The sequence below is a fragment of the Clostridium algidicarnis genome (assembly GCF_000703125.1).
In the GTDB taxonomy this organism is placed as follows: domain Bacteria; phylum Bacillota; class Clostridia; order Clostridiales; family Clostridiaceae; genus Clostridium_L; species Clostridium_L algidicarnis.
This window is the reverse complement of record NZ_JNLN01000001.1, coordinates 2,688,530-2,713,448: the sequence shown is the minus strand read 5'-3', so window position 1 is coordinate 2,713,448 and position 24,919 is coordinate 2,688,530. Positions and strand designations below refer to the sequence as shown.

Sequence of the window (24,919 nt, the reverse complement as noted above, 5' to 3'; positions counted from 1 at the left end):
TTATCATAAAGGTAGGGGGAATTTAAATGTTAAAAGAATTAACGGTAGAAAATTTTGCAAAAGAACTAGCATCAAAATCACCAGCACCAGGTGGCGGTAGTGCAGCAGCTTTGTCAGCTACTTTAGCTGCATCTTTAAGTAGTATGGTTTTTAACTTAACAATAGGTAAGAAGGCTTATGAAAATTTAAAAGATGAGGAAAAAGAATGTATAATAAATGCACTAAAGAAAACTGAAGTTTTAAGAGAAGAGTATCTTGATATTATGCAAGAGGATACAACTGTATTCTTAAAGGTAATGGATGCTTATAAGATGCCTAAAGATAGTGAAGACGAAAAGAACTTAAGAAAGATAAAAATAGAAGAAGCTTATAAACTAGCATTAGAGGTTCCAAGGAGGTTATCTGAAAAGTGTTTTGAATTATATAAGTACATTGAGATTGCTGCAAAGTACGGCAACGCTAACGCCATTTCAGATGCTGGGGTTTCGGCTCTTATGATTCAAGCTGCGCTTGAGGGAGCTTCACTTAATGTAAAAATAAATTTGGCTAGTTTAGAAGATATAAAGTTAAAAGAAACACTTTTAAAAGAGACAAATACACTTATAAAAGAAGGATCAATTAAGAAAGATGCAATATTAAAAATAGTAGAAAATAAGATAGGCGCTTAATATTATACAATAAAATTTAATTTTGGGGGATCATATATGGAAGACAAGGATGTAGTCAAAAAGATAATGAAAAAGTCTATAAGCTTAGAAGGCTTTATATCTATGATTTTATTTATTACCTTTTTCTTTTTAATGGGGCGACAAATGGGAACTTCAAATATGTTTAATACTATTATGAATACTTCTCATAAATTATTATTAAATACAGTTTTTTTTATAATGGGTATAGCTGTAATAGCAGGTGCTGTGGCAGCGTTACTATCTGAATTTGGTGTGATATCTATAATTAACAAAATATTATCACCCCTAATGCGTCCACTATATGATTTGCCAGGTGCTGCGGCTTTGGGGATTGTTACCACTTACTTATCCGATAATCCTGCAATAATAACTCTTGCGGATGATAAGGGCTTTAAGAGATATTTTAAGAAATATCAAATACCTGCGTTAACAAATCTTGGGACATCCTTTGGGATGGGATTAATAGTAACCACATTTATGATGGGACAAAAGTCAAATGCTGGAGAAGACTTTTTTTTAGCAGCTATTATAGGAAATGTAGGTGCATTTATAGGAAGTATTATAAGTGTTAGAATAATGTTACACTTTACTAAAAAACATTTTGGTAAAGACAAGTGGGTATTTGAAGATGTAGGTAGTGATATAGACTCTTTAAAATATAGAGAAATTAGGCAGGGGAGCACAGGATCTAGGATGCTTTCATCTATGCTTGAAGGTGGAAAGACTGGCGTAGACATGGGGTTATCAATAATACCTGGTGTGCTTGTAATATGTACACTAGTTTTAATGATTACTAATGGTCCAAGCTTAAGTGGTGAGTATACTGGAGCTGCATTTGAAGGTGTTGCTGTATTGCCATGGATAGGCAGCAAATTATCTTTTATTATTGAACCTTTACTTGGGTTTAAAAATCCAGAAGCCATAGCCTTTCCAATTACCTCTTTAGGATCGGTAGGCGCAGCAATTAGCCTTGTGCCAAATTTTTTAGAAAGAGGATTAATTGGTGGAAATGAAATAGCTGTGTTTACAGCTATGGGAATGTGCTGGAGCGGTTATTTAAGCACTCACGTTGCTATGATGGATGCTTTAAAGTGTAGAAGCCTAACGGGGAAGGCTATTTTAAGTCATACGGTAGGTGGCTTAGGTGCTGGAATTAGCGCCCATCTAATTTACATGTTAATATCTTAAGTTTAAGATATTAAATTTTAAATAAAGGATAAAACCTAAAGGTTTTATCCTTTATTTTTAAGGAAGATCATCTAAAGATTTTAAAGTATAACCTTCTGATTCCCATTTAGTTATAACTTCATCTAGAATATCCGCATTAGTTTTAGATACAGCATGTAAAAGTACAATTGCACCACTATGACTTCTTTTTAATATGGTTTCTAAAGCTTTTTCTTTAGATGGTTGCTTTTTAATATCCCAGTCATTGTATGCAAAGCTCCAAAATATAGTTTTATAATTTAGTTCCTTTGTGTAATTTAAAGATAACTCACTATATTTTCCCATAGGAGGTCTAAAATATTTAGCCATTTTTTTACCAGTAAGATTTTCAAAGGATATTTCAAGATCTAATAATTCTTTATTAAACTTATCTTTGTCTTTAATTAAAGCCATGGAAGGATGGTTACAAGTGTGATTACAGACTAAGTGACCTTCTTCTATCATTCTTTTTATTATGTCAGGATTTGATTCAATATAAGGTTTAACCACAAAAAATGCTGCTTTTACATTATGTTTTTTAAGTATATCTAATATTTCATTAGTATATCCATTTTCATATCCCTCATCAAAAGTTAGATAAATAACCTTTTCTGTAGTATCACCTACATAATAAGCGTCATATTTTTTTAAAAGATGTGCTCCTTCCTTTGAAGGTTCTGGGGTAAGACCATCACTTCTTGGATTAAAATACCAATTAAGTTCCTTAGTATCTAAAGGCTTTTGCTCGGACTCATAAGCCTCATTAGAAGAATATTGAAACAATTTATCAGTGTAGTTTCTTATGGAATTGAAATTTGAAAAACTATTTATTAGTATAGTTAAAGAAAAAACATAACTAGCACAAATATTTAAATTCATATTATCACCTCCATATAATTAAATAATATTAATACGAACATAATAATAGTATTAACTATGTTTAAGTATAAATAAGTGTTAAAGTTATGGAAACATAGAATTACATACCTTGTATGCTATGTTTTTGTAAGAAAGCTTTAAGATTTAAATTTAAAATATGAGTTTCTAGTTTTAAATATTTTTCTAAAGAAATATTTTAATTCTTAAATGAATAAATCAATAAGTTGAAATAAAGCTATCCATAGAGTATAATTTAAAAAGCAAGATTTTGAGGAAAGGACTGTACATGCGATGAAACTTGGAATAGTAGGGTTACCTAATATAGGAAAAAGCACACTTTTTAATGCGATAACAAAGGCTGGTGCTGAATCAGCTAATTATCCATTTTGCACCATTGAACCAAATGTAGGAGTGGTTAATGTACCAGATAACAGATTAGAAGTACTAGAAAAAATGTACAACTCTAAAAAGAAAGTTTATACTAATATAGAATTTTATGATATAGCAGGTCTTGTAAAAGGCGCTAGTAAAGGAGAAGGCTTAGGTAATAAGTTCTTATCCCATATAAGAGAGGTTTCTGCAATTATACATGTGGTTAGATGTTTTGATGATACTAATGTAGTACATGTGGATGGGTCTGTAGATCCAGTAAGAGATATAGAAACAATAAACTTAGAATTAATATTTTCAGATTTAGAAGTTTTAGAAAGAAGAATGGAGAAATCCGCAAAACTTGTAAGATCAGGAGATAAAAAGGCAAAAGAAGAATATGAGCTTATGGAAAGAATCAAAGCTCACCTTGAAGGCAATGAGCCTGTTAGAACCATGGAGGCCACTGAAGAGGAACAAGAGTTTATAAAAGCAATGTTTTTAATAACATCTAAGGCTGTTTTATATGCAGCAAATATTTCAGAAGAAGACTTAACATCAGGAAATCATAATAATAAGTATGTTGAAATAGTAAAAGCTCATGCAGAAAAAGAAAATTCTGAAGTTGTTATAATATGTGCTAAATTAGAAGAGGAATTATCTACGCTAGAAGAAGAAGAAAAAAAAGAAATGTTAAGTGAATATGGATTAGAGGAAACAGGATTAGATCAATTAGTATCTTTAAGCTATAAACTTTTAGGCTTAATTAGCTTTTTAACAGCAGGACAACAAGAGGTAAGGGCATGGACAATAGTAAAGGGAACAAAGGCTCCTAAAGCTGCTGGAAAAATTCATTCTGATATTGAAAGAGGATTTATAAGAGCAGAAATAATAGACTATGATAAATTGATAGAAGTAGGTTCAGAAAGTGCCGCTAAGGAAAAAGGGTTCTTTAGACTAGAAGGAAAAGAATATGAAATGAAAGATGGAGATGTAGTAAACTTTAGATTTAATGTATAGTAAGTGATAATTCTAGAGTTGTAGTTGAATTTATTTATAAATTGCGTAATGTTTCCATCAGAAATCATATGAAAAAGTTTTTAAAAATAAAAATAAGAGTTTCAGATTATTAAATCTGAAACTCTTATTTTTTAACTTCTGGCGGGAATATGTGGGAATCGAACCCACCCATGATGGTATTAGCACCACAACACAGTTTTGAAGACTGGCGAGCACACCAGCACTCATCTACTCCCATATGCACATTTGTTATTCTACAATAAACTTTATAAAAAGTCAACAATAGCTTTTTGTAAATTATAAGTTAATTATATTAATAAAAAACAAAATAGATTTTGTTTTAAGAAGGTTTTTTGATATTTTTATAGAATTAATAAGCAAAGTGGTTTAAAATGGAGTAGAGTGGAGGGGAAATAAATGTTTATGGGAGAATACCAACATGCCATAGATAATAAAAATAGAATAATAGTACCCTCAAAGTTTAGGGAGGCCCTTGGAGATAAATTTGTTATAACTAAAGGCCTTGATGGATGTTTATACATTTATGATATGGATGAGTGGGGTTTACTACAAGAAAAATTAAAAAAGCTACCATTAACAAGTAAAGATGCTAGAGCTTTTGTAAGGTTTTTCTTTTCAGGTGCTAATGAAGTTCAATTAGATAAACAAGGAAGGGCACTAATACCTCAAAATCTAATAGAATATTCTAAAATAAACAAAGAAATAATAAGTATTGGGGTAATGAGCAGAATAGAGATATGGAGTAAGGAAAGATGGGAAGAATATAACGAATCAAATATAGATTATGATGAAGTAGCTGAAAAAATGAGCGAATTAGGAATATAAAGGAGTAAATTATGGAATTTAAACATGTTTCTGTATTATTGGAGGAGTGCATTGATAACTTAAATATTAATCCTCTAGGAATTTATGTAGATTGTACCTTAGGTGGAGCTGGACACTCTTTAGAGATATTAAAAAGGTTGGATAAAAAAGGTGCCTTAATAGGTATAGATCAAGATGAAGATGCATTAAAAGCAGCAAAGGAAAAATTAAAAGATTACGACAATGTAATTTATGCACATAGTAATTTTTATGATATAAAAGAAGTGCTTAAAAGATTAAATATAGATAAGGTCGATGGAATATTAATGGACCTTGGGGTATCTTCTTATCAATTAGATAACGACGAAAGAGGCTTTAGCTATATGCATGATGCACCTTTAGATATGAGAATGGATAGAACAAAGAACTTTTCTGCATATGAAGTTGTAAATGAATATTCTATGGATGAATTATACAGGGTTATAAGAGACTATGGTGAAGAAAAGTTTGCCAAAAGAATTGCAGAATTTATAGTTAAAGCTAGAGAAGAAAACAAAATAGAAACTACATTTAAACTAGTTGAGATAATTAAAAATGCAATACCAGCTAGGGCTAGGAGAGAAGGACCTCATCCTGCAAAAAGAACTTTTCAAGCTATAAGAATTGAAGTTAATAATGAACTTGGTATAATAGAAAAAACCATAGAAGATTCTGTGGATTCTTTAAATGGAAATGGAAGAATTGCAATAATAACATTCCATTCGTTAGAAGATAGAATTGTAAAAAATAAATTCAAAGCACTTACAAATCCCTGCACTTGCCCAAGGGAATTCCCGATTTGTGTTTGCGAAAATAAACCTATTATAAAGATCTTAACTAAAAAGCCAATAGAACCTAGTATTGAAGAAGTAGAACTTAACCGTAGAAGTAGAAGTGCAAAACTTAGAGTTGCAGAAAAAATAGTTCTAAAGTGAAGCGGAGGGGAATAAATTGATAGTAGAAAAGCAGAAAAATTATATTAATGGTAGTAACGCATTAATGCCAGAATTAAAAAAAGATACACAAAAAAAAGATAAATATAAAAAATTACAAAGAGAAAAAAGAGAGAGAGAAATAAGAATATCAAAAGAAAAAAATCAAAAGAAAAAATCAGCCATTCGTTATATATTAATTCTTTTTGCTTTAGGAATTCTACTTACTAGTAGATATGCTATTATATTTAATATCCAAAAGGATTTATCTTCAGTAAAAAATCAAATTCAAAAAGTTGATTCAGAAAATGAGGCATTAAAAATTGATATACTAAAAGTTAGCTCTTATGAAAGTGTAAAAAACACAGCAGAAAAACAATTAAATATGAAGGAACCTGATAATAGTAAAGCTCTAATTGTTGATCTTTCAAAAAACAATTTTAAAGAATCTAATAAGGATAAAGAAAAACTTAGTAAGTTTGAAAAGCTTAAAGATATATTGTTTTAAATTTACATCTACTAGCAATTAAGTGGAGGTATATACTTGTCTAAGATTCAATATAAAGACCAAGTTATAATTCGGAAGAGAATAGTAACAATATTTATATTCTTTGTTGTATCCCTTACTATTTTAATTACTAGGCTTTCATACATAATGATAATAAAATCCCCGGAATATTCGGCAAGGGCAGAAGAACAGTGGACTAGTGAAGTTAAAATTTCTGCTAAAAGGGGTAGTATATTAGATAGAAATGGAAAGGAATTAGCTATAAGTGCAAATGTTTATAGGGTGGATCTAGATATGAATGCATTTAGAGCTTTTTTAAAAAAAGAGAATTTAACTAATGAAGGTGTAGCGGATTCTATTTCAGAGGTTTTAGAAATGAAGCCTGAAGAGGTATTAAAAATTTTAAATAAAAAACTCCCAAATGGTAAGGTTATGCAATCTGCAAATTTAATTCGAAGAATTGAAAAAGATGGGGCAGATAAGTTAAAATCATTGGGCATAGGTGGTATGATAGTATCCCCAGATACTAAAAGATATTATCCAAACAATAACTTTTTAGCTCACGTACTGGGTACTACAAATATAGATGGAGATGGACTTACAGGTATAGAACTAGCTTATAATAAAGAGCTTACTGGGACCATTGGGGTAAGCATTTTAGAAATAGATAGTAGGGGTGCAGATAAAGAGCATACTATATCAGAGTATAGAAAACCTGTTGAAGGTATGGATATATTTTTAACTATAGATGAAAAAATACAGCAATTTGCAGAGCAAGCAGCAGATCAAGCACTTATGGATAATCAAGCTAAAAATGTGTCTATAATAGTTATGAATCCTAAAACAGGAGAAGTCTATGCTTTAGCTAATAAACCAGATTTTAACCCAAATAAGCCTAAAGAAGAAAATGAGTCCATGGAAGATCTTCAAAAAAAATGGAGAAATAAAATAGTAAATGATACCTATGAACCAGGGTCTATATTTAAAGTTATTACATCAATTGGAGCAATGGAAGAAGGACTTATTGATGATTCAAGTAAGTTTATGTGTAGTGGAAGTATTAAGGTTGCAAACAGAACTATACATTGTTGGAAGAGAAATGGGCATGGAGAACAAAGCTTTCAAGAAATATTAAAAAATTCTTGTAATGTGGGATTTGTAAATGTTGGTCAAAAACTTCAAAAAGAAAAACTTAACAAGTATATTAAAGCTTTTGGATTTGGACAAAAAACAGGAATAGATCTTCCAGGTGAAGCTAAAGGAATAGTTAAGAAAACTGAAACTATAAGTGATGTAGATCTTGCAACAATATCCTTTGGGCAAACCAACACAGTAAGTCCAATACAATTTTTAGCAGCCTTTAATACTCTAGCTAATAATGGCGTATGGGTTAGACCTCACGTAATGAAGCAAATTATGAATGGTGAAGAAAACAGTATTTATAAGACTTATGAAGATTATGGAGAGAAAAGGGTAGTAAGTGAAGAGAATACTAAACTTTTAAGAAGCTATCTAGAGAATGTTATTGCAGAAGGCAGTGGAAAGAGAGCTTATATAGAAGGTTATCATATAGCAGGAAAAACTGGTACAGCTCAAAAAGTTAATTCACAAAGTGGAACTTATGAACATGGTAAATATGTAGCTTCCTTTGTTGGAATGGCACCAGCTGACAATCCAGAAATAACTGTCTTTATTTCTATTGATGAACCAAGTTCAGGCGAATATTACGCAGGGGTTATAGCAACACCTGTAGCTAAGCAAGTTTTTAATAATATTTTTAATTATCTTCAAATAAAACCAGATGCAGATAATAAAAGCGTTGAAGAAAGCCTTCTTAAAGATATTATTGTTCCAGATGTAAGAGGGATGAAAAGATCAGAAGCTATAAAAGTATTAAAGTCCAATAATCTAAGTTATGAAGTCAATGGGGAATTAGACAATATTTACGATATGAGTCCTAAGCCAGGGTATACTATAAAGGAAAATAAAAAAATATTGCTTTATGCAGATAAAAGTTATAATTATAATAAAGAAGTTATAGTGCCAAGTTTAACTGGGTATTCTAAAGAAGGCGCTTTGAGTATATTAAAATCTATAGGACTTGAAGCTACAATAGAAGGCGACGGCATGGTAATAGAACAGAGCTTAGAAGCAGATACCATAGTAAAGTACGGAACAAATATTCATATACTATTAAGTCCTACAGGATTTGATTAGTTAAAATATTTAAACTTTAGGCATGTGGAATAAGGCTTATACCACATGCCAATATTATTTTAGTATAATATAATTTTGCAAAACCTATTTAAATATACCGTAATTTATATATTTAAATAGGCATATTAATATAAGGAGATGCTAAGATGAAAATTAAAAATATCCTTAAAGAAATAGAATTTACATTTGTATCCGAAACTTTTGAAGGTGAAATTAGCAAAATACAATATAATTCAAAAAAGGTTTCTACTGATGATATGTTTTTTTGTATAAAGGGTTTAAAAGTTGATGGGCATTTATATATAGATGAAGCTATAAAAAAAGGCGCAAAAGTTATTGTTCTAGAAAATGTTGATTTTGCACCGAAGGTAAAGGGCATTACAGTTATTAAGGTAACAGATACAAGGAAAGCTTTAGCTAAAGCTACAGCTAATTATTATGATAATCCTTCAAGAAAAATAAACTTAATAGGAATTACAGGCACTAACGGTAAGACTACAACTTCATATATGATTAAGTCTATATTAGAAGAAGCGGGATATAAAGTAGGACTTATAGGAACTATAGCAAATTTTATAGGAAAAACTCCGATACCTTCTGAAAGAACTACTCCAGAATCTTTAGAATTACAATGTTTACTTGATAAAATGGTTAAAGAAGGAACAGAGTATTGTGTCATGGAAGTTTCATCCCATTCTTTAGCTTTAGATAGGGTTTATGGAATTAAGTTCAAATTATCTATGTTTACAAATCTTACACAAGATCATTTAGATTTTCATAAAACTTTTGAAAACTACTATAATTGCAAACTAAAGTTATTTAAAAATAGTGAATATGCTGCAATTAATGTAGATGATTCTTATGGAAAAAGAGTTTTAAGAGATATAAAAGAAGATAATATAATAAAAAGTACATATTCTATAAAAGAAGAATCAGATTTTAAAGCATATAATATAACAAGCTATCCAAAAGGAATTTCTTTTAATATGGACCTTCAAAACACTAAATATAATATGAAAATTAGTATACCAGGAAATTATAATATTTATAACGCTCTTGGAGCAATTTCTATATGTGTTAAAAGCGGTATAGACATGAAATATATACAAAAAGGATTAGAAAGATCTATAGTTCCTGGAAGATGCGAAACAGTAGCTAAGGATAAAAATTTAGGATTTGATATAATTTTAGATTATGCTCATACCCCAGATGGTCTAGAAAATGTACTATCTACATTAAAGGAGCTCACAAAAGGTAGACTTATAAGCGTTTATGGGTGTGGTGGCGATAGAGACAAAGGTAAAAGACCTATAATGGGTAGTATAGGAGAAAAACTTAGTGATATTACAATAATTACATCAGACAATCCAAGATCGGAAGATCCTATTAATATAATAGAAGACATAATATCAGGAATAAAAGATAAAGAAAATTGCATAGTAATAGAAGATAGAAAAAAGGCTATTGAAAAAGCTATTTCCATAGCAAAAAAAGATGATGTTATATTAATTGCAGGTAAGGGACATGAGACTTATCAAATCTTAAAGGAAAAAACAATACATTTTGATGAAAGAGAAATAGTAGAAGAAATATTAAACAATAAATTTAGTGGAAAGTAGGTATTATGATGATCGGTCTAACCTTAGATGAGATTATAGAGAGTACAAGGGGTCATATTTATTTAAAAAAAGGTGAAGTAAATTTTAGAGATATAAACACTGATACAAGAAAAATAGAGCCAAAGAGTATATTTTTAGCATTAAAAGGTGATAATTTCAATGGAAATGATTTTATTGAAGAAGCCTTAAAAAAGGGAGCAAGTTTATGTATATTAGATGAAATAAATTTTAAAAAGGAAGATTTATTATCTAAATACAATAACTTTATTATAATAAAAGTTGAAAATTGCAAGGAAGCCTTATTAAAAATGGCTCAATATAAAAGAGAAAAATCAAATATAAAAGTGATAGGTATAACAGGATCTACAGGTAAAACTACAACTAAAGATATGATGTCAGCTGTTTTAAGTAGTAAATTTAAAGTTTTTAAAACTAAAGGGAATTTTAATAACCATATAGGACTCCCTTTAATGATATTACAGATGGACGAAAGCTATGAAATAGCTGTGCTTGAACTTGGTATGAGTAATTTAAATGAGATTCATAACTTAGCAGAGGTTTCAAAACCTGATGTTGCAGTAATAACAAATATTGGGTTATCACACATTGAAAACTTAAAAAGCAAAGATAATATTTTAAAAGCTAAAATGGAAATAACAGATTTTTTTACCAAGGACAATGTATTAATAATAAATCAGCAAGATCCTATGCTCTCAAAAATAAATAGTAAAAAGTTTGAAATTGTAAGAACATCTACATCAAAGGATAACAGTGATTTTAAAGCAATTAACATTAATTTAAAAGAAAGTTATAGTGAGTTTTCTTTGATTTATAAAGGAAAAGATCTAGGTAGGATAAGTTTACCGGTACCAGGAGTACATAATATTGAAAATGCACTTTTAGCTATCAGTTGTGGATATTTAATGGGCATAGATATAAAACAAATGGTGGAATCCTTAAAAGCTTTAGAAGTTTCTTCCATGAGGTTAGACATAATAAAGGGGGAAAATATAGATATAATAAATGATTGTTATAATTCAAGTCCTGATTCAATTAAGGCAGCCATAGATGTTCAAGCAAACTTAGATAAATCGAGAAAGGTTGCTATACTTGGTACTATGAAGGAACTTGGTGAGTATTCTAGAAATGCTCATAAAGAAATAGGGGGTTATGCGAAAGATAAAGGTATAGATATATTAGTAGCTGTTGGTGAATTTTCATCAGAAATGGCAGAAGGTTATAATGATGAAAAAAACGTATTTTTATTTAAAAATACAAATGAAGCCATAAAGAATATTAATAAAATAATAAGAAAAGATGATTTGGTTTTGGTTAAAGCTTCAAGGTCTATGAAGTTTGAATCAATAATCGAAGAATTAAAAAGGATATACAACTAAAGAGGGGGGAAGTTAAAGAGTTATGAATATAAACAGCATGAATAATTTATTAAATTATTATAATATATTTTCAATATTGATAGGGTTTATAATAGTGTCAATTTTAGCCCCTATAGCTATACCTGTACTTTCAAAACTTAAATTTGGTCAAAATATAAGGTCGGATGGACCTAAATCACATCAAAAAAAAGCAGGAACCCCTACAATGGGAGGAATAATTTTTATTATATCTACTTTAATTTCTATGATTATAATGATAGGAAAACCAAGTGATGAAGCGATGGTTGCATTATACGCATTTATAGGATTTGGATTTGTAGGTTTTTTAGATGATTATATGAAAATAAGACATAAAGATAATCAAGGACTTAATGCAAAGCAAAAGATGGTATTACTTATTATTGTATCATCAGTTTTATCTTATTATGCTTACGGTAAAATTGGAACTGAATTATTTATTCCATTTACTAGTAAGACTATAGATTTAGGTATACTCTATATACCTTTTATGTTAGTTTATTTTACTGGAGTTACTAATGCTGTAAATTTGACTGATGGACTTGACGGACTTGCCACATCAGTTACACTGCTAGTTATAACATTTTTTGCCTTAGTAAGTTTTGGTATGGGGCATTATACTCTCTCAATATTTTGCTTGATTTTAGCTGGATCATTACTTGGATTTTTAAGATTCAATGCATTTCCTGCTAGAATATTTATGGGAGATACGGGCTCTCTAGCACTTGGAGGAGCTGTAGCAATGGTTGCTGTGGCACTTCAACTGCAGCTATTACTATTCATAGTAGGTGGCATTTATGTAATAGAAACACTTTCAGTTATAATTCAAGTAACATCCTTTAAACTAACAGGTAAAAGGGTATTTAAGATGGCACCTTTACATCATCATTTTGAACAACTTGGGTGGCCAGAAACTAAAATAGTTACTAGTTTTTTAATAATAACAGTTATATTATGTTTAATAGGATTCCTTGCTTTTTAAAATTGACTAAGGAGGATATTTATGAAAAAAAAGAAAAAGAATATTAAGCAAATAGATTTTATTATGTTTGCTTCTATATTAATTCTTCTTGCTATAGGGGTTATAATGGTTTATAGTGCTAGTTCCTATATTGCGTTGTATGGTAAAAAGGACAGCATGTTTTATTTAAAAAGGCAGGCGCTTTGGGCTATTTTAGGAGTTACAACCATGTGTGTATTCATGAATTATGATTATCACAAACTAAAAAAATATACAACTTTGCTTATGATTATTTGCGTGCCGTTGTTATTTCTTGTTTTTGCTTTCGAAGGTGTAAATGGCGCTCAAAGATGGATAAGAATAGGTCCTGCATCATTTCAACCTTCTGAAATTGTAAAATATGTAGTAGTAGCTTATATGGCTAAAAGTTTAGAATACAAAGGAGAAAAGATTAATAGTTTTTTATATGGTATATTACCTTATCTTTTGGTTTCAGGCTTTTATGCAGGTATGATTCTTTTAGAAAAAAACCTAAGTATAGCATCAGTTATAATGATAGTTACCCTTATAATTTTGTTTGTAGCAGGTGGAAGAGCATTTCATCTCTTTGGCATAGTGACACCAAGTCTTTTTGCATTAGGGGTAGTGTTTATATTTTCAGAATCTTATAGAAAGGATAGGCTTTTAAATTTCATAGATCCCTGGAAAGATCCAGTTAAAAATGGCTATCAATTAATACAGTCATTACTTGCACTGGGTTCAGGAAAGATACTGGGCCTAGGACTTGGTAAGTCACGGCAAAAGGCATACTATATGCCAGAACCACATAATGATTTTATTTTTGCTATAATTGGTGAAGAGCTTGGACTTGTAGGTTGTCTTTTTATAATACTATTATTTTTAATTTTTATATGGAGAGGAATCAGAACTGCATCTAAGGCAAAAGATATTTATGGAACGCTTTTAGCCACAGGAATAACTTCGATAATAGCAGTTCAAGCCATAATAAATATTGCAGTAGTAACAGGTTCTATGCCTGTAACAGGAGTACCACTACCTTTTATAAGCTATGGTGGATCGTCGTTAGTTATAAATCTTATTGCAATGGGGGTACTGCTTAATATATCTAGGCAGACTGATAGTATTTAAAAAAGAGGCTATATTAGTTGGAATACATAGGGTAGTTAACGTGTATTCCAAAAATATAGGCTCTAATTTATTTTTAGGTATTCTTATTATTAAATTAATGTTATTATAATAATAAGAATCCTTAAAGTTTAAAAGGAGATCAAAATGGGCGAAATAGCAAAGAAAAAAGAAGAAAACTCATTTATAGTTAAAAGGAGAAAAAGAAAGGCTTTAAAACGCAATATTATAATTTTCATATTTTTAATTGTTATATTAATTACGTTAAGTCTAAAATTAAAAATTTTTGATGTTGAAACTATAATCGTAGAGGGAAATAATATAATTTCATCAGAAGAAATTATAAGTACATCTACTTTAGAAAAGGGAAATAATATTTTTTATATTAATACTAAAAAGATAATTAAAAAAATACATGACAATCCCTACATAAAAAACGTAAAGATAAGTAGGAGGCTACCAAATACAATTATATTAAATGTAGAGGAAAGAAGTGCATTTTTTTATGGAGAAAGCAATAATAAATACTTTATAATAGATAGGGATTCAAATTTATTACAAATAAAAGATGAAATTACTAATATGAATTTAATATATATAGATGGATTAGATTATACTAATGCAAAAGTAGGGGAGGAAATATTGCCTAAAGAAGATAGGAAGAATAAGGTTATAAATGACTTCTCTTTTTTAATAGAAAATAATACATCAGGAATAGATATAACATCTTTAGACATGAAAGATATCTTATCTATAAAGGCTTATCATAACAATATGTGCATAATTATAGGAACTAGTGATGATATAGAAGGGAAATTAAATAAGGCTATAAATATAATTTCTAGTAAGCCTGAGTTAAGTCAATCTAAGGGATATATAAACGTAAGCTTTAAAGGAAACCCCGTAATATTTGTAGAAGAGTAGGAAGAGGTGATGGAGTGAAAAAGGTTAATTCTCAAGTGGCTGTGGCTTTAATTTGTGCGCTTCTTGGATTCTTGCTAGCTTATCAATTTAAGCTTCTAGGTGGTCAAGATAAAAAGCTTCAGACAAATAACTATGATAAAGAAGAAATAAGTGTTGAAGTCGAGATGTTGCAAAAACAAAAAGAAGAATTAGAAAAAAAGAATAATGATGTATCTTCACAATTAAAAAAGTATGAGGAATCCGCTAGTGAAAGTGGAGATGTAACTAAAGAATTAAAAAAACAATTAGATAATAGTAGATTAATACTAGGTAGTTTAGATGTGACAGGCCCAGGCGTAATATTATCACTAACACCTAAAGATCCTGTGTTTTCTAGCAATACATATACAGCATTTATAACTGATTATGAGCTGGTATATGTAATAAATGAATTGAATTTTTCGGGCGCAGAGGCCATATCTATAAATGATAAGAGGGTAACATTACAAACGGGAATAAAAAGTTCTTCTAATAATAGCTTTATTTTAATAAATGATGAGAAAATATCACCAAAAGAAAAAATAGAAATAAAAGCAATTGGAAATAAAAAAACCTTAGATGCAGGAGTTAATTTTGCAGGAGTTTTTCATTATCAAAACCTAGAAAATTATAATATTGATATTAAGATGTCTGATTCAATAAATATACCAAAGTTTAGTAAAAACTATAAGCAAGAATATATTAAAGCTGTAGAATAAGTAGGAGTGATAAAATGATAGCATTAATTGGACTTTTAGTTGGAGTTTTAATGGGGATGTTTTTAAAGATAAATATTCCGGATAAGTTTTCACCTTATATATCTGTAGCTATACTTGCTTGCTTAGATTCAGTTTTTGGAGCTATAAGAGCATATCTATCTAAAAACTTTCAAGCTGATATATTTATATCTGGGTTTTTCGGAAATGCAGCTTTAGCTGCAGGACTTGCATATTTGGGAGATAGGCTTGGTATACCAATATATATTGCTGCAGTTATAGTATTTGGTGGAAGAATTTTTGACAATTTCGCTATAATAAGAAGGTTACTATTAGAAAAGATTAAACATCGTTAAATTTAATGTAGTATTAAATTACTTTTACATTAATTTTTAAATCCAAAAAGGGTGATTTTATGAAATTAAATGAAGGAAAAATATTTATTTTTATAGCTGCAATTATGATAGGAATTCTTGTATCTTTCAATATAAATTTAAGCACAGACAATAAACGAGAGTATGTAAGCACGAAAGAATATCAAGAAATGTACAATAAAAGAAATAAATTATATAGAGAGGTTTCCGATGTAAGAGAGGATTACCAAAGTAATTATAAAAAACTTAATTCCTTTAAATCAGGATACGTAGATAAAGAAAAGAATATAGCAGATTCTATAGTAGAAGAACTAGAAAATAACAAAATACTTTTAGGGTATAATAAGGTTCAAGGGAATGGTATAGAAATAACCGTAAGAGATGGATTCGATGAGCTTAATCCTGATATAGAAGATCCCCTTTTAAGGTATATGCGCACCTTTCATAATACAGATTTAATTCAAATTATAAACGAGTTAAAACTTTTTGGAGCTGAAGCTATTTCAATAAATGGGCAAAGACTAATGAGCAATTCTGAAGTGTATTGTAGTTCAGCATTTATAAGTATAAATGGAGTGAAACTTCCTGCACCTTTTCATATAGAAGCTATAGGAAATACAGAAAACCTTGTAAATAGTCTTAAGTCCAATGATAGCTATGTAAAAAGGTTACAAGGTAGAGGTATAAATATTGATATAGAAGAGAAAGAGACTATTGTAATTTCACCTTATATAGGAGATTTGAAAGTGAACTTTTTAAGTAGTAAAAAAAATAAATAATAATTTATTTAAAAATAAAGGGATTTTTAAATTTGTGAAGAATAGTTACTTTATAAGGGTTATCAAAGGAGAGGGTATTAATGGATGTCTTGGGTAACTTAAAATCAATTATAAATAAAATACCAAAGGATTCAACTTTTATAGCTGTGAGTAAGCAACAATCTAAGGATAGTATAAAAAAGGCTTATGATTTTGGTATAATAGACTTTGGAGAAAATAAGGTCCAAGAATTATTAGAAAAAAGTGAAGAACTGCCAAAAGATATAAGATGGCATTTTATAGGTCACCTTCAAAGAAATAAGGTAAAATATATAGTAGGGAAGGTTTATCTTATTCAATCTTTAGATAGCATAAGGCTTTTATCGGAAATAGAAAAACAATTTATGAAACAAAACAAAGTTGCAGAGGCTTTAATTGAAATTAATATAGGAAAAGAAAAAAGTAAGGATGGCATATTCTTAGAAGATTTAGAAGAATTAATTGTTGAAATTGAGAAATGTAATTTTGTAAAGATTAAAGGTCTTATGGCTATAATACCAAAAGGCGATGAAAAGTCTTCTGAATCTTATTTTATGAAGATGAAGGATATTTGGGATAACCTTTCTTATAGAAAATTTTCTAATATATCTATGGACTATCTATCTATGGGAATGAGTAGAGACTACGAATTAGCTTTAAAGTGTGGAGCTAATATGATAAGAGTCGGGGAAGGCATCTTTGGTAAAAAAATATAAAAATAAGGAGGAATATAAATGGCAGCGAAAGTGTTAAATAAAGTATGGGGATTTTTGGGGTTAGAGGATGAATATGATGAAGAGTATGATGAAGAATATGATGAGGCTGAAGAAGAAGAAGTAAAACAACCTACTCAATTAAATAATAAAAAGAATCAAGGTAAGGTGGTAAGTATACATACTGCAGTTTCTGCTAAGGTTACTATAGTAAAGCCTCAAAGCTACGAAGAAGTAACAGAGATAAGTGATGATTTAAAAAATCGAAAAATAGTTATTGTAAACACCACAGCTCTAGAACCTAAAATAGCTCAAAGATTATTAGATTTTATGGGTGGAGCAAGCTATGCTCTAGGTGGCGAGCTTCAAGAGGTTGAAAATGGTGTCTATATAGTATCACCTTCTAATATAGAAGTTACGAGCGAACTAAAGACTGAATTAAGTAAAGGATTGTTTAATTGGTCTAAATAGTTTTTAGATAGAAGGGAATGAATAATTATTTTAAGAGTTTTTTTTGAGGTCTTATTTTCAATAGTAGAATATGCTATATTGATAGATGTAGTTTTATCATTTATTTTTAGAGAACAACAAAACAAGCTTATAAATATAATAAAATTTCTAACAGAACCAATCTTAAAACCAGCTAAGCTATTACAAGATAAATTTATTCCAAACCTCTCCTTAGATTTTTCACCAGTTATTGTATTGATACTATTATATTTGCTAGAGAGCATAATTATGCCTCTTGTTAGTTAAATAATATGAATAAAAAGGATTTTTTAAAGTATATGGGAGAGGAAGACATATCTTTATGTTCAAATCTTTATGATAAGATTTTATTATCGAATAAAACATTAAACACTGTCTATAGCAATGAATTTTTAACACCTAATATTTGGAATAAGATTCAGAAATATTGCAACGTAAATAATATTGTTTCTGATGTTTCGGGTGGATTTGATGATGCTGAAAGAAGGATAATTAGATTTAATGGTTCTGGATTTTACTATTCTATTCAAATTATTAAGATTACAAATAAGTCGAAATTTTGTGAACTTCTACATAAAGATTATTTAGGAGCATTAATGTCATTAGGAGTAAAAAGGGAGAAATTTGGTGATCTTATAGTACAAGATAATAAATGCTATTTGCCAGTAACTGAAGATATATTACAGTATATATTTATTAATTTAAAAGTTATAGGTAAGAGTCCATGCACTGTAGAGATTTTAAATGACAATGAAAGTATTCCAGACTATAATTTTAAAGTAAATGTGCATTTAGCTTCATCAAAGAGAATAGATGTGATAGTTAGTTCAATTACAAATCTTTCAAGAGCAAAAAGTCAGCAGTACATAAAATCGGGTAAAGTACTTATAGACTATGTCACTTGTTATGAAAAAAGCGAGGAAGTAATGTCTGCAAGTACTATTACCATAAGAGGATATGGAAAATATAAGGTTGGAGAGATAATAGGTACCACATCTAGTGGTAGATTAAAAATAGAAATAAAAAAATACGTTTGACGGGGTGATGACTTATGAAAATAACTCCAATGGATATAAGTAATAAAGAATTTAAAAAGGTACTTAGAGGATATGATTCAGAAGAGGTAGATGAATTTTTAGATAAAATTGTAGAAGAATATGAAGTGCTATTTAAAGAAAATGCCATACTAAAAGAGAAAATGTCAGTAATGGATGATAGGATAGATCATTATTCTAATATAGAAAATACAATACAAAATACTTTAGTATTGGCTCAAAATGCGGCAGAACAAGCTAAAAAATCTGCACAAAAAGAAGCAGATATAATAGTTAGAAATTCTAATGAAACGGCACAAAAGATATTAGATAAAGCTCATAGTGATGTTATAAGAGTGAATGATGAGTATGAAAGATTAAAACAAGATTTTATTAGGTTTAGAGTTAAGTTTAGAAGTTTTATGAATGTTCAGTTAGAAACTTTTGATGATCTTGAAAAAGATTTTGCTAAAAATTATAATTTAGGAATACCTTTAGAAGAAGATGTAGTTGAAGAAGAAGAAAAAGAACAAATTATAAATAAAGAAATTGAAGTACAAAAGGATGAATCTATAAACTCAGATGATTTAAGTGCTATTAAAAGCTTCTTTGCAAAAAATAGCTAATTGAACTCACTCTTTAAGAGTGAGTTTTTTTATTTAAGACGGGAGGACAAATATGTATAAGAAAATAGAGCAAGATATTAATATACCCTATCCTATATATTTGGTAAATAATATTTATGAAACGGTTAAAAGAATTGAAAATATAAAGGTAAAGCATAGGGCTGATTTATTTCTTATATACGATAAAAATTTAAGCGTATATTACGATAAATATATAAATAACATTAGGAGCTTTTGCAAAAGCTCACTTTATATAGAATGTAAAGAATGCAATAAAAATAGAGAAACTGTAGATGAGATATATAAATTTTTAGTAGATAATAATGCCAAAAGGAATGGTATAGTAATATGTATAGGTGGTGGCATCCTAGGGGATTTAGTGGGATTTGTTTCTGGCACTTACATGAGGGGTATAAGATACATTAATATTCCAACTACAATGATATCTCAAGTTGATAGTAGCATTGGAGGGAAGGTTGGATATAATTTTAATAATCTAAAAAATTATATTGGAATGTTTTATAACTCATTAGAAGTCATAATATGTCCAGAGTTTCTTAAAACACTCAAAAGAAAAGAAATTTTGAGTGGATTTGGGGAAATAATTAAATATTGTATAATAGATAGGGCTGATTTGTTAATTTATTTTGAAAAAAATATAGAATCTATAGTGAACCTTGAAAAAGATGAAATAATTTTATTAGTGCAAAAATGTATATTAATAAAAAGAGGTATTGTTTCTAAAGATTTTAAGGATACAGGACTTAGAAATGTATTAAATTTTGGACATACTGTAGGCCATGCTATAGAAATAGATTCAAATTACAAGGTTTCTCATGGACAATCGGTATCTCTTGGAATATTAGTTGCATTAAAATTATCAGAAACCCTTATGTCTTTAGATAAAAATCTATATAATAAAATAAAAGATATTTATACGTATATAGGTATAGATAAGTATTATAAGATAAATAATAAAGATAATTTTATAAAAAGCATAAGAGGAGATAAAAAAAATGATTCTAATATAAGATTTGTACTAATATCAACATTAGGAAAACCTGTTATAGCGGTTAAAGTTAAAGAAGAACAGCTACTTAAAGCTATCAAAGAGAGTATAGAAGGTGAAAAAATATATGAGTAAATTATTATGTGATAAAGATAGTGGTGATGCAATTATAGTTAAAGTAGGAGACACAGAAATAGGTAGTAAAAAAAAGGTTATAATATCAGGGCCCTGCGCAGTAGAGGATTATGATACTATGATTAGCATTGCGACACAATTAAAATTATATGGTGTAAACATACTAAGAGGAGGAGCTTTTAAGCCTAGAACATCACCTTATGATTTTCAAGGACTTGGTAAAGAAGGACTTGAAATATTAAAGTCTGTAAGGGAAGAAGTTAATATACCTGTATCCACAGAAATTATGGATACTAGAGACGTAGAAGAAGCTCTTAATTATATTGACGTAATTCAAATAGGATCCAGAAATATGTATAATTACAGTTTATTAAAAGAAGTAGGAAAGTTAAAAACACCCATCATACTTAAAAGGGGCATAAGTGCAACTATAAATGAATGGATAAATGCTGCAGAATATATATTAAGAGAAGGAAATGAAAATGTTATATTGTGTGAAAGAGGTATTAGAACCTTCGAAACATATACACGCAATACTTTGGATCTAAATGCTGTAGCCTTTGTTAAAAGCAACTATAGATTGCCCATTATAGTGGACCCAAGCCATGGAACAGGACTTAGAGAACTAGTACATCCAATGTCTTTAGCGTCTATTGCTGCAGGGGCAGATGGGCTATTAATAGAAAGCCACATAAATCCGGACCTTTCAATATCTGATGCAAATCAAACAATATCAATAAATACTCTTTCTGATATAATTAATGACATAAAAAGATTATATTGAAGGGAGGATTTAAATGGATATAAAGATATTAAAAGCTAAGGAAGATATTCATAAAGAAATTAAAAACTTGCCAGGTGATAAGTCTATTGCACATAGAAGCCTTATAATAGGCTGTATACCTAAGGGAACTTATAATATATATAACTTTCCAAAAGGTGATGATTGTGTTGTTACACTTAAGAATATAGAAAAGCTTGGAGCTAAGATTATTTATGAAGATGAATATAAATTAAAAGTTATAAGCCCTGGAATAGAAGAATTTAAAAAGGATGTTGGTATATTAAACTGTGATAATTCAGGAACAACTGTTAGATTATTACTAGGTATTTTATGTGCAGCTAACATAAAAGCGGTTTTAATAGGTGATGAATCTTTAAGTAAAAGACCCATGGAAAGAATATTAGAACCATTACGACTTATGGGAGGAGTATTTGAGTGCTCAGAAGACAAATTGCCTATAAACACCACTAAATTATCAAATCTAGAAAGTATAGAATATTTGATGACGGTATCCTCAGCACAGGTAAAATCAGCCCTTTTAATAGCGGCTTTAGTAGCAAAAAAGTATATAGTAGTAAAGGAAGTTTTATCTACAAGAGATCATACTGAAATTATGATGAAATACCTAGGCGCAGATATTACGTGTAAAGGAAACTCTATAACGCTTGAAAAGTCTAATTTATCTTCTAAGGATATCTTTATTCCGGGAGATATATCTTCTGCAGCTTTTATAATAGGGTTATGCCTACTCGCGAAAGAGTCAAGTGTAACTTTAAAAGATGTTCTACTAAATCCCAGCAGAAGAAAATTTATAGATATATTAAAGGACATGGGTGCTGATATAAATACAGACATAAAAGAAACTAGAAATGGAGAACTTGTAGGTGATATAAAGGTTAAAAGTAGTGACCTTAAAGGAATTGAAATTGAAGCAAAATATACTCCGAGTATTATAGATGAAATTCCGCTTATTAGTGTTTTAGCCGCTTTTAGTGAAGGTACTACTATAATAAAATCAGTAGATGAGTTAAAGGTTAAAGAAAGTAATAGAGTAGATGGTATAATAAATAATTTAAAAAATTGTGGTATACAATCACATTATGATAATGGAGACCTATTTATTAAGGGTGGGAATTCATATATAAGCAAAGATATAAATATTGAAAGTCAAAAAGATCATAGAATAGCTATGGCATTTGCAGTACTTTCTATTAGAAATTTAAAAAGTACCAATATTAATCATTGGGAGTATACAAATATATCATTTCCAAATAGCATAAAATTTTTTAGTGAATTCTTAAATATGGTTGAGACCTAGAGATTAAAAAAAATGATGCTTTCGAGCAATATAAAAATGCATTACCAGATTAATTTAACGGGGGATGGAAAATTGGAAATAATTATAATTATTTTAGGTGTGTTTGTTGACAGGGTTACAAAAATGTGGGCAGTTAGTAATTTAGCTAAGGGTAAGGATGTAGTTATAATTAATAACTTTTTTAGTTTGTCTTACTTAGAAAATAGAGGGGCTGCATTCGGTATTTTCCAAGGAAGGGCTTTTTTATTATCATTATTAACGATTATTGTTGTATTAGCAATGATTTTTTATTTAATAAGGTATAAACCTAAATCATTTATATTAAAAATATCATTAGCTCTTATTATATCTGGGGCTATAGGTAATTTAATAGATAGAATAAAGTATAATTATGTAGTAGATTTTATTTTTTTCCACTATAAAGATGTTTATAGTTTTCCGACATTTAACATTGCGGATATACTTGTGGTTATAGGAACATTTTTACTTGCAGTATTTATAATAAAGGATGGCGAATAATGAAAGAAGAAGTATTTTTAATAGAAGAATGTGTAGATGAAGAGAGGGTAGATAAATATTTATTTAGAAGTTTAGAGATTTTATCAAGATCCTACATACAAAAATTAATTGAGGAAAGTAATGTTCTAGTAAATGATAATCCTGTAAAAAGCAAATATAAGATAAAACAAGGAGATTTAATTAAGGTTTATCTTAAAGAAAGCACAGAAATTGAAGTGAGGCCCGAAAATATATATTTAGATATATTATATGAAGATGAGGATATAATCATTGTAAATAAAGACCAAGGCATGGTTGTTCATCCTGCATCTGGTAATCATTATGGTACACTTGTAAATGCACTTGTAAATCACTCATCGAATCTATCTAAGGTTAATGGTATTGAAAGACCTGGGATAGTTCACAGAATAGATAAAGATACTTCAGGAGTACTTGTTATAGCCAAAAATGATAATTCACACTGCATATTAGCAGAACAATTTAAAGCACATACTATAAAAAGAGAGTACTATGCACTAGTTGAAGGAGTTTTAAAAAGTGACAGTGGTACTATAGACACTATAATAGGTAGAAATCCTAAAGAAAAGATTAAATTTGCAGTAGTAGAAGAAGGTAAGCGTGCTATAACTCATTATGAGGTTTTAGAAAGATATGAAAATAATACTTTAGTAAGGTGCAACCTAGAAACAGGAAGAACTCATCAAATAAGAGTTCACATGGCCTATATAGGTCATCCTTTAGTGGGAGATCCGGTATATGGATATAAGAAACAAAAGTTCAACTTAAAGGGGCAAATGCTTCATGCCAAATCTTTAGGTTTTATTCATCCAACTAAAAATCAGTATGTTGAGTTTGAATCTGAACTTCCAGAGTATTTTATAAAAATACTCACTAGATTAAAAAAACAGTTGTAAAGAATAATTTTAGATGATATAATAATAAAAATACCTTTAAAATGATCCAAGAGAGATCCAAAGGCGCAGATATTAACTTTGTTATTAATTTGTTTTTAAGCGTCTTATCTTTTCTGATAAGACGCTTTATTTTTATAGAAGGGGGAATAATTATGAAACTAAAGACAACTCTATTAGATGAAAATGCAATAAAAAGAAGTCTTATAAGAATATCACATGAGATATTAGAAAAAAATAAAGGCATAGAAGATATTGTTTTAGTAGGTATAAAAAGAAGAGGATATCCACTAGCAATAAGGATAGCAGAAACTATAGAGGCTATAGAGGGAATAAAAGTTTCGGTAGGATCTGTAGATATAACATTATATAGAGATGACCTTACAAATTTAAATGATGCACCAACCATAAATAACAAAAACCTAGGTGTTGAAATTAAAGATAAAAAAGTGATATTAGTAGATGATGTACTTTACACAGGAAGGACAGTTAGAGCAGCTATAGACGCAGTTATGGACAATGGAAGACCTATGTCTATTCAATTGGCTGTGCTTATAGATAGAGGACATAGAGAGCTTCCTATAAGAGCTGACTATGTAGGTAAAAATATACCTACATCAAAAGACGAGATGGTATCTGTTGAAATTAAAGAAATAGATGGAGAAGATTTAGTGAAAATTTATGAATTAGAATCATAATAAATTTTTAAAAATTATATTTTAACACA

27 protein-coding genes and 1 tRNA gene are annotated in these 24,919 nt (G+C 29.3%); 26 read left to right on the top strand and 2 right to left on the bottom strand.

Translation table 11 applies throughout. The annotated features are described in order from the left end of the window. The first annotated feature begins 26 nt into the window (after positions 1-26). Together BV55_RS0112975 and BV55_RS0112970 are read left to right on the top strand one after the other, a co-directional pair. A complete protein-coding gene (locus tag BV55_RS0112975; protein WP_029453238.1) occupies positions 27-668 on the top strand; it encodes a cyclodeaminase/cyclohydrolase family protein in 642 nt (213 codons plus the stop codon). A 36-nt stretch (positions 669-704) separates the two neighbouring features. Beyond that, positions 705-1,877: a CD0519/CD1768 family membrane protein gene (locus BV55_RS0112970; protein WP_029453237.1), complete on the top strand. Its 1,173-nt coding sequence runs from the start codon at positions 705-707 to the stop codon at positions 1,875-1,877. A 57-nt stretch (positions 1,878-1,934) separates the two neighbouring features. Here the strand turns inward: BV55_RS0112970 and pdaA are convergent, their stop codons facing one another. Beyond that, positions 1,935-2,774, bottom strand: a complete 840-nt coding sequence (gene pdaA, locus BV55_RS0112965; protein WP_029453236.1) for a delta-lactam-biosynthetic de-N-acetylase — start codon at positions 2,772-2,774, stop codon at positions 1,935-1,937. Positions 2,775-3,065: 291 nt separating this feature from the next. Here pdaA and ychF point away from each other — a divergent pair, with 291 nt between their 5' ends. Then, on the top strand, positions 3,066-4,163 hold the full coding sequence (ychF, locus tag BV55_RS0112960; protein WP_029453235.1) for a redox-regulated ATPase YchF: 1,098 nt from the start codon (positions 3,066-3,068) through the stop codon (positions 4,161-4,163). Positions 4,164-4,302: 139 nt separating this feature from the next. Here ychF and BV55_RS0112955 read toward each other — a convergent pair. After that, positions 4,303-4,399, bottom strand: a tRNA-Sec gene (locus BV55_RS0112955). A 181-nt stretch (positions 4,400-4,580) separates the two neighbouring features. Between BV55_RS0112955 and mraZ the strand changes: the two genes are divergently transcribed. The 23 genes from mraZ (at position 4,581) to pyrR (ending at position 24,890) form a co-directional block, all read left to right on the top strand. Beyond that, positions 4,581-5,009 (top strand): division/cell wall cluster transcriptional repressor MraZ, encoded by a 429-nt coding sequence (mraZ, locus tag BV55_RS0112950; RefSeq protein WP_029453234.1) that lies wholly within the window; start codon positions 4,581-4,583, stop codon positions 5,007-5,009. A gap of 11 nt (positions 5,010-5,020) precedes the next feature. Continuing rightward, the gene (gene rsmH, locus BV55_RS0112945) at positions 5,021-5,962 is read left to right on the top strand and encodes a 16S rRNA (cytosine(1402)-N(4))-methyltransferase RsmH (protein ID WP_029453233.1); all 942 of its coding nucleotides are present in this window, start codon (positions 5,021-5,023) and stop codon (positions 5,960-5,962) included. Between the two features lie 16 nt (positions 5,963-5,978). Beyond that, positions 5,979-6,467, top strand: coding sequence for an FtsB/FtsL family cell division protein (locus BV55_RS0112940; protein ID WP_029453232.1), 489 nt, complete (start codon positions 5,979-5,981; stop codon positions 6,465-6,467). Between the two features lie 36 nt (positions 6,468-6,503). Further along, complete coding sequence (locus BV55_RS0112935; protein ID WP_029453231.1) at positions 6,504-8,684, top strand: stage V sporulation protein D; 2,181 nt, start codon at positions 6,504-6,506, stop codon at positions 8,682-8,684. A 146-nt stretch (positions 8,685-8,830) separates the two neighbouring features. Next, the gene (locus BV55_RS0112930) at positions 8,831-10,303 is read left to right on the top strand and encodes a UDP-N-acetylmuramoyl-L-alanyl-D-glutamate--2,6-diaminopimelate ligase (protein WP_029453230.1); all 1,473 of its coding nucleotides are present in this window, start codon (positions 8,831-8,833) and stop codon (positions 10,301-10,303) included. Positions 10,304-10,311: 8 nt separating this feature from the next. Then, positions 10,312-11,700: a UDP-N-acetylmuramoyl-tripeptide--D-alanyl-D-alanine ligase gene (locus BV55_RS0112925; RefSeq protein ID WP_029453229.1), complete on the top strand. Its 1,389-nt coding sequence runs from the start codon at positions 10,312-10,314 to the stop codon at positions 11,698-11,700. A 22-nt stretch (positions 11,701-11,722) separates the two neighbouring features. Further along, positions 11,723-12,700, top strand: coding sequence for a phospho-N-acetylmuramoyl-pentapeptide-transferase (mraY, locus tag BV55_RS0112920; RefSeq protein ID WP_169993900.1), 978 nt, complete (start codon positions 11,723-11,725; stop codon positions 12,698-12,700). A gap of 21 nt (positions 12,701-12,721) precedes the next feature. Then, entirely contained in the window at positions 12,722-13,828 is a 1,107-nt protein-coding gene (gene spoVE / locus BV55_RS0112915) for a stage V sporulation protein E (RefSeq protein WP_029453227.1), read from the top strand. A gap of 144 nt (positions 13,829-13,972) precedes the next feature. Beyond that, positions 13,973-14,749 carry a cell division protein FtsQ/DivIB gene (locus BV55_RS0112910; RefSeq protein ID WP_029453226.1) on the top strand — a complete coding sequence of 259 codons (777 nt, stop codon included), beginning with the start codon at positions 13,973-13,975 and terminating at the stop codon, positions 14,747-14,749. Between the two features lie 14 nt (positions 14,750-14,763). Continuing rightward, complete coding sequence (locus BV55_RS0112905) at positions 14,764-15,486, top strand: DUF881 domain-containing protein (RefSeq protein WP_029453225.1); 723 nt, start codon at positions 14,764-14,766, stop codon at positions 15,484-15,486. Between the two features lie 14 nt (positions 15,487-15,500). Next, positions 15,501-15,839, top strand: a complete 339-nt coding sequence (locus BV55_RS0112900) for a small basic family protein (RefSeq protein WP_029453224.1) — start codon at positions 15,501-15,503, stop codon at positions 15,837-15,839. Positions 15,840-15,898: 59 nt separating this feature from the next. Next, positions 15,899-16,636, top strand: coding sequence for a DUF881 domain-containing protein (locus tag BV55_RS0112895; protein WP_029453223.1), 738 nt, complete (start codon positions 15,899-15,901; stop codon positions 16,634-16,636). Between the two features lie 80 nt (positions 16,637-16,716). Next, positions 16,717-17,370 (top strand): YggS family pyridoxal phosphate-dependent enzyme, encoded by a 654-nt coding sequence (locus tag BV55_RS0112890; protein ID WP_029453222.1) that lies wholly within the window; start codon positions 16,717-16,719, stop codon positions 17,368-17,370. Positions 17,371-17,388: 18 nt separating this feature from the next. After that, positions 17,389-17,838 carry a cell division protein SepF gene (locus tag BV55_RS0112885; RefSeq protein WP_029453221.1) on the top strand — a complete coding sequence of 150 codons (450 nt, stop codon included), beginning with the start codon at positions 17,389-17,391 and terminating at the stop codon, positions 17,836-17,838. A gap of 21 nt (positions 17,839-17,859) precedes the next feature. Further along, a complete protein-coding gene (locus BV55_RS0112880) occupies positions 17,860-18,123 on the top strand; it encodes a YggT family protein (protein ID WP_029453220.1) in 264 nt (87 codons plus the stop codon). A gap of 5 nt (positions 18,124-18,128) precedes the next feature. Further along, positions 18,129-18,893: a YlmH family RNA-binding protein gene (locus tag BV55_RS0112875; protein WP_029453219.1), complete on the top strand. Its 765-nt coding sequence runs from the start codon at positions 18,129-18,131 to the stop codon at positions 18,891-18,893. A gap of 14 nt (positions 18,894-18,907) precedes the next feature. Beyond that, positions 18,908-19,516, top strand: coding sequence for a DivIVA domain-containing protein (locus BV55_RS0112870; protein WP_029453218.1), 609 nt, complete (start codon positions 18,908-18,910; stop codon positions 19,514-19,516). A 52-nt stretch (positions 19,517-19,568) separates the two neighbouring features. Beyond that, on the top strand, positions 19,569-20,660 hold the full coding sequence (gene aroB, locus BV55_RS0112865; protein ID WP_029453217.1) for a 3-dehydroquinate synthase: 1,092 nt from the start codon (positions 19,569-19,571) through the stop codon (positions 20,658-20,660). After that, positions 20,653-21,444, top strand: coding sequence for a 3-deoxy-7-phosphoheptulonate synthase (gene aroF, locus BV55_RS0112860; protein ID WP_029453216.1), 792 nt, complete (start codon positions 20,653-20,655; stop codon positions 21,442-21,444). The genes aroB and aroF overlap by 8 nt, the downstream gene beginning before the upstream one ends. 13 nt (positions 21,445-21,457) lie before the next feature. After that, entirely contained in the window at positions 21,458-22,762 is a 1,305-nt protein-coding gene (aroA, locus tag BV55_RS0112855) for a 3-phosphoshikimate 1-carboxyvinyltransferase (RefSeq protein ID WP_029453215.1), read from the top strand. Positions 22,763-22,834: 72 nt separating this feature from the next. After that, entirely contained in the window at positions 22,835-23,281 is a 447-nt protein-coding gene (gene lspA, locus BV55_RS0112850) for a signal peptidase II (protein ID WP_029453214.1), read from the top strand. Next, on the top strand, positions 23,281-24,195 hold the full coding sequence (locus tag BV55_RS0112845) for an RluA family pseudouridine synthase (RefSeq protein WP_029453213.1): 915 nt from the start codon (positions 23,281-23,283) through the stop codon (positions 24,193-24,195). The genes lspA and BV55_RS0112845 overlap by 1 nt, the downstream gene beginning before the upstream one ends. A gap of 152 nt (positions 24,196-24,347) precedes the next feature. Continuing rightward, a complete protein-coding gene (gene pyrR, locus BV55_RS0112840) occupies positions 24,348-24,890 on the top strand; it encodes a bifunctional pyr operon transcriptional regulator/uracil phosphoribosyltransferase PyrR (RefSeq protein ID WP_029453212.1) in 543 nt (180 codons plus the stop codon). Positions 24,891-24,919: the final 29 nt, after the last annotated feature.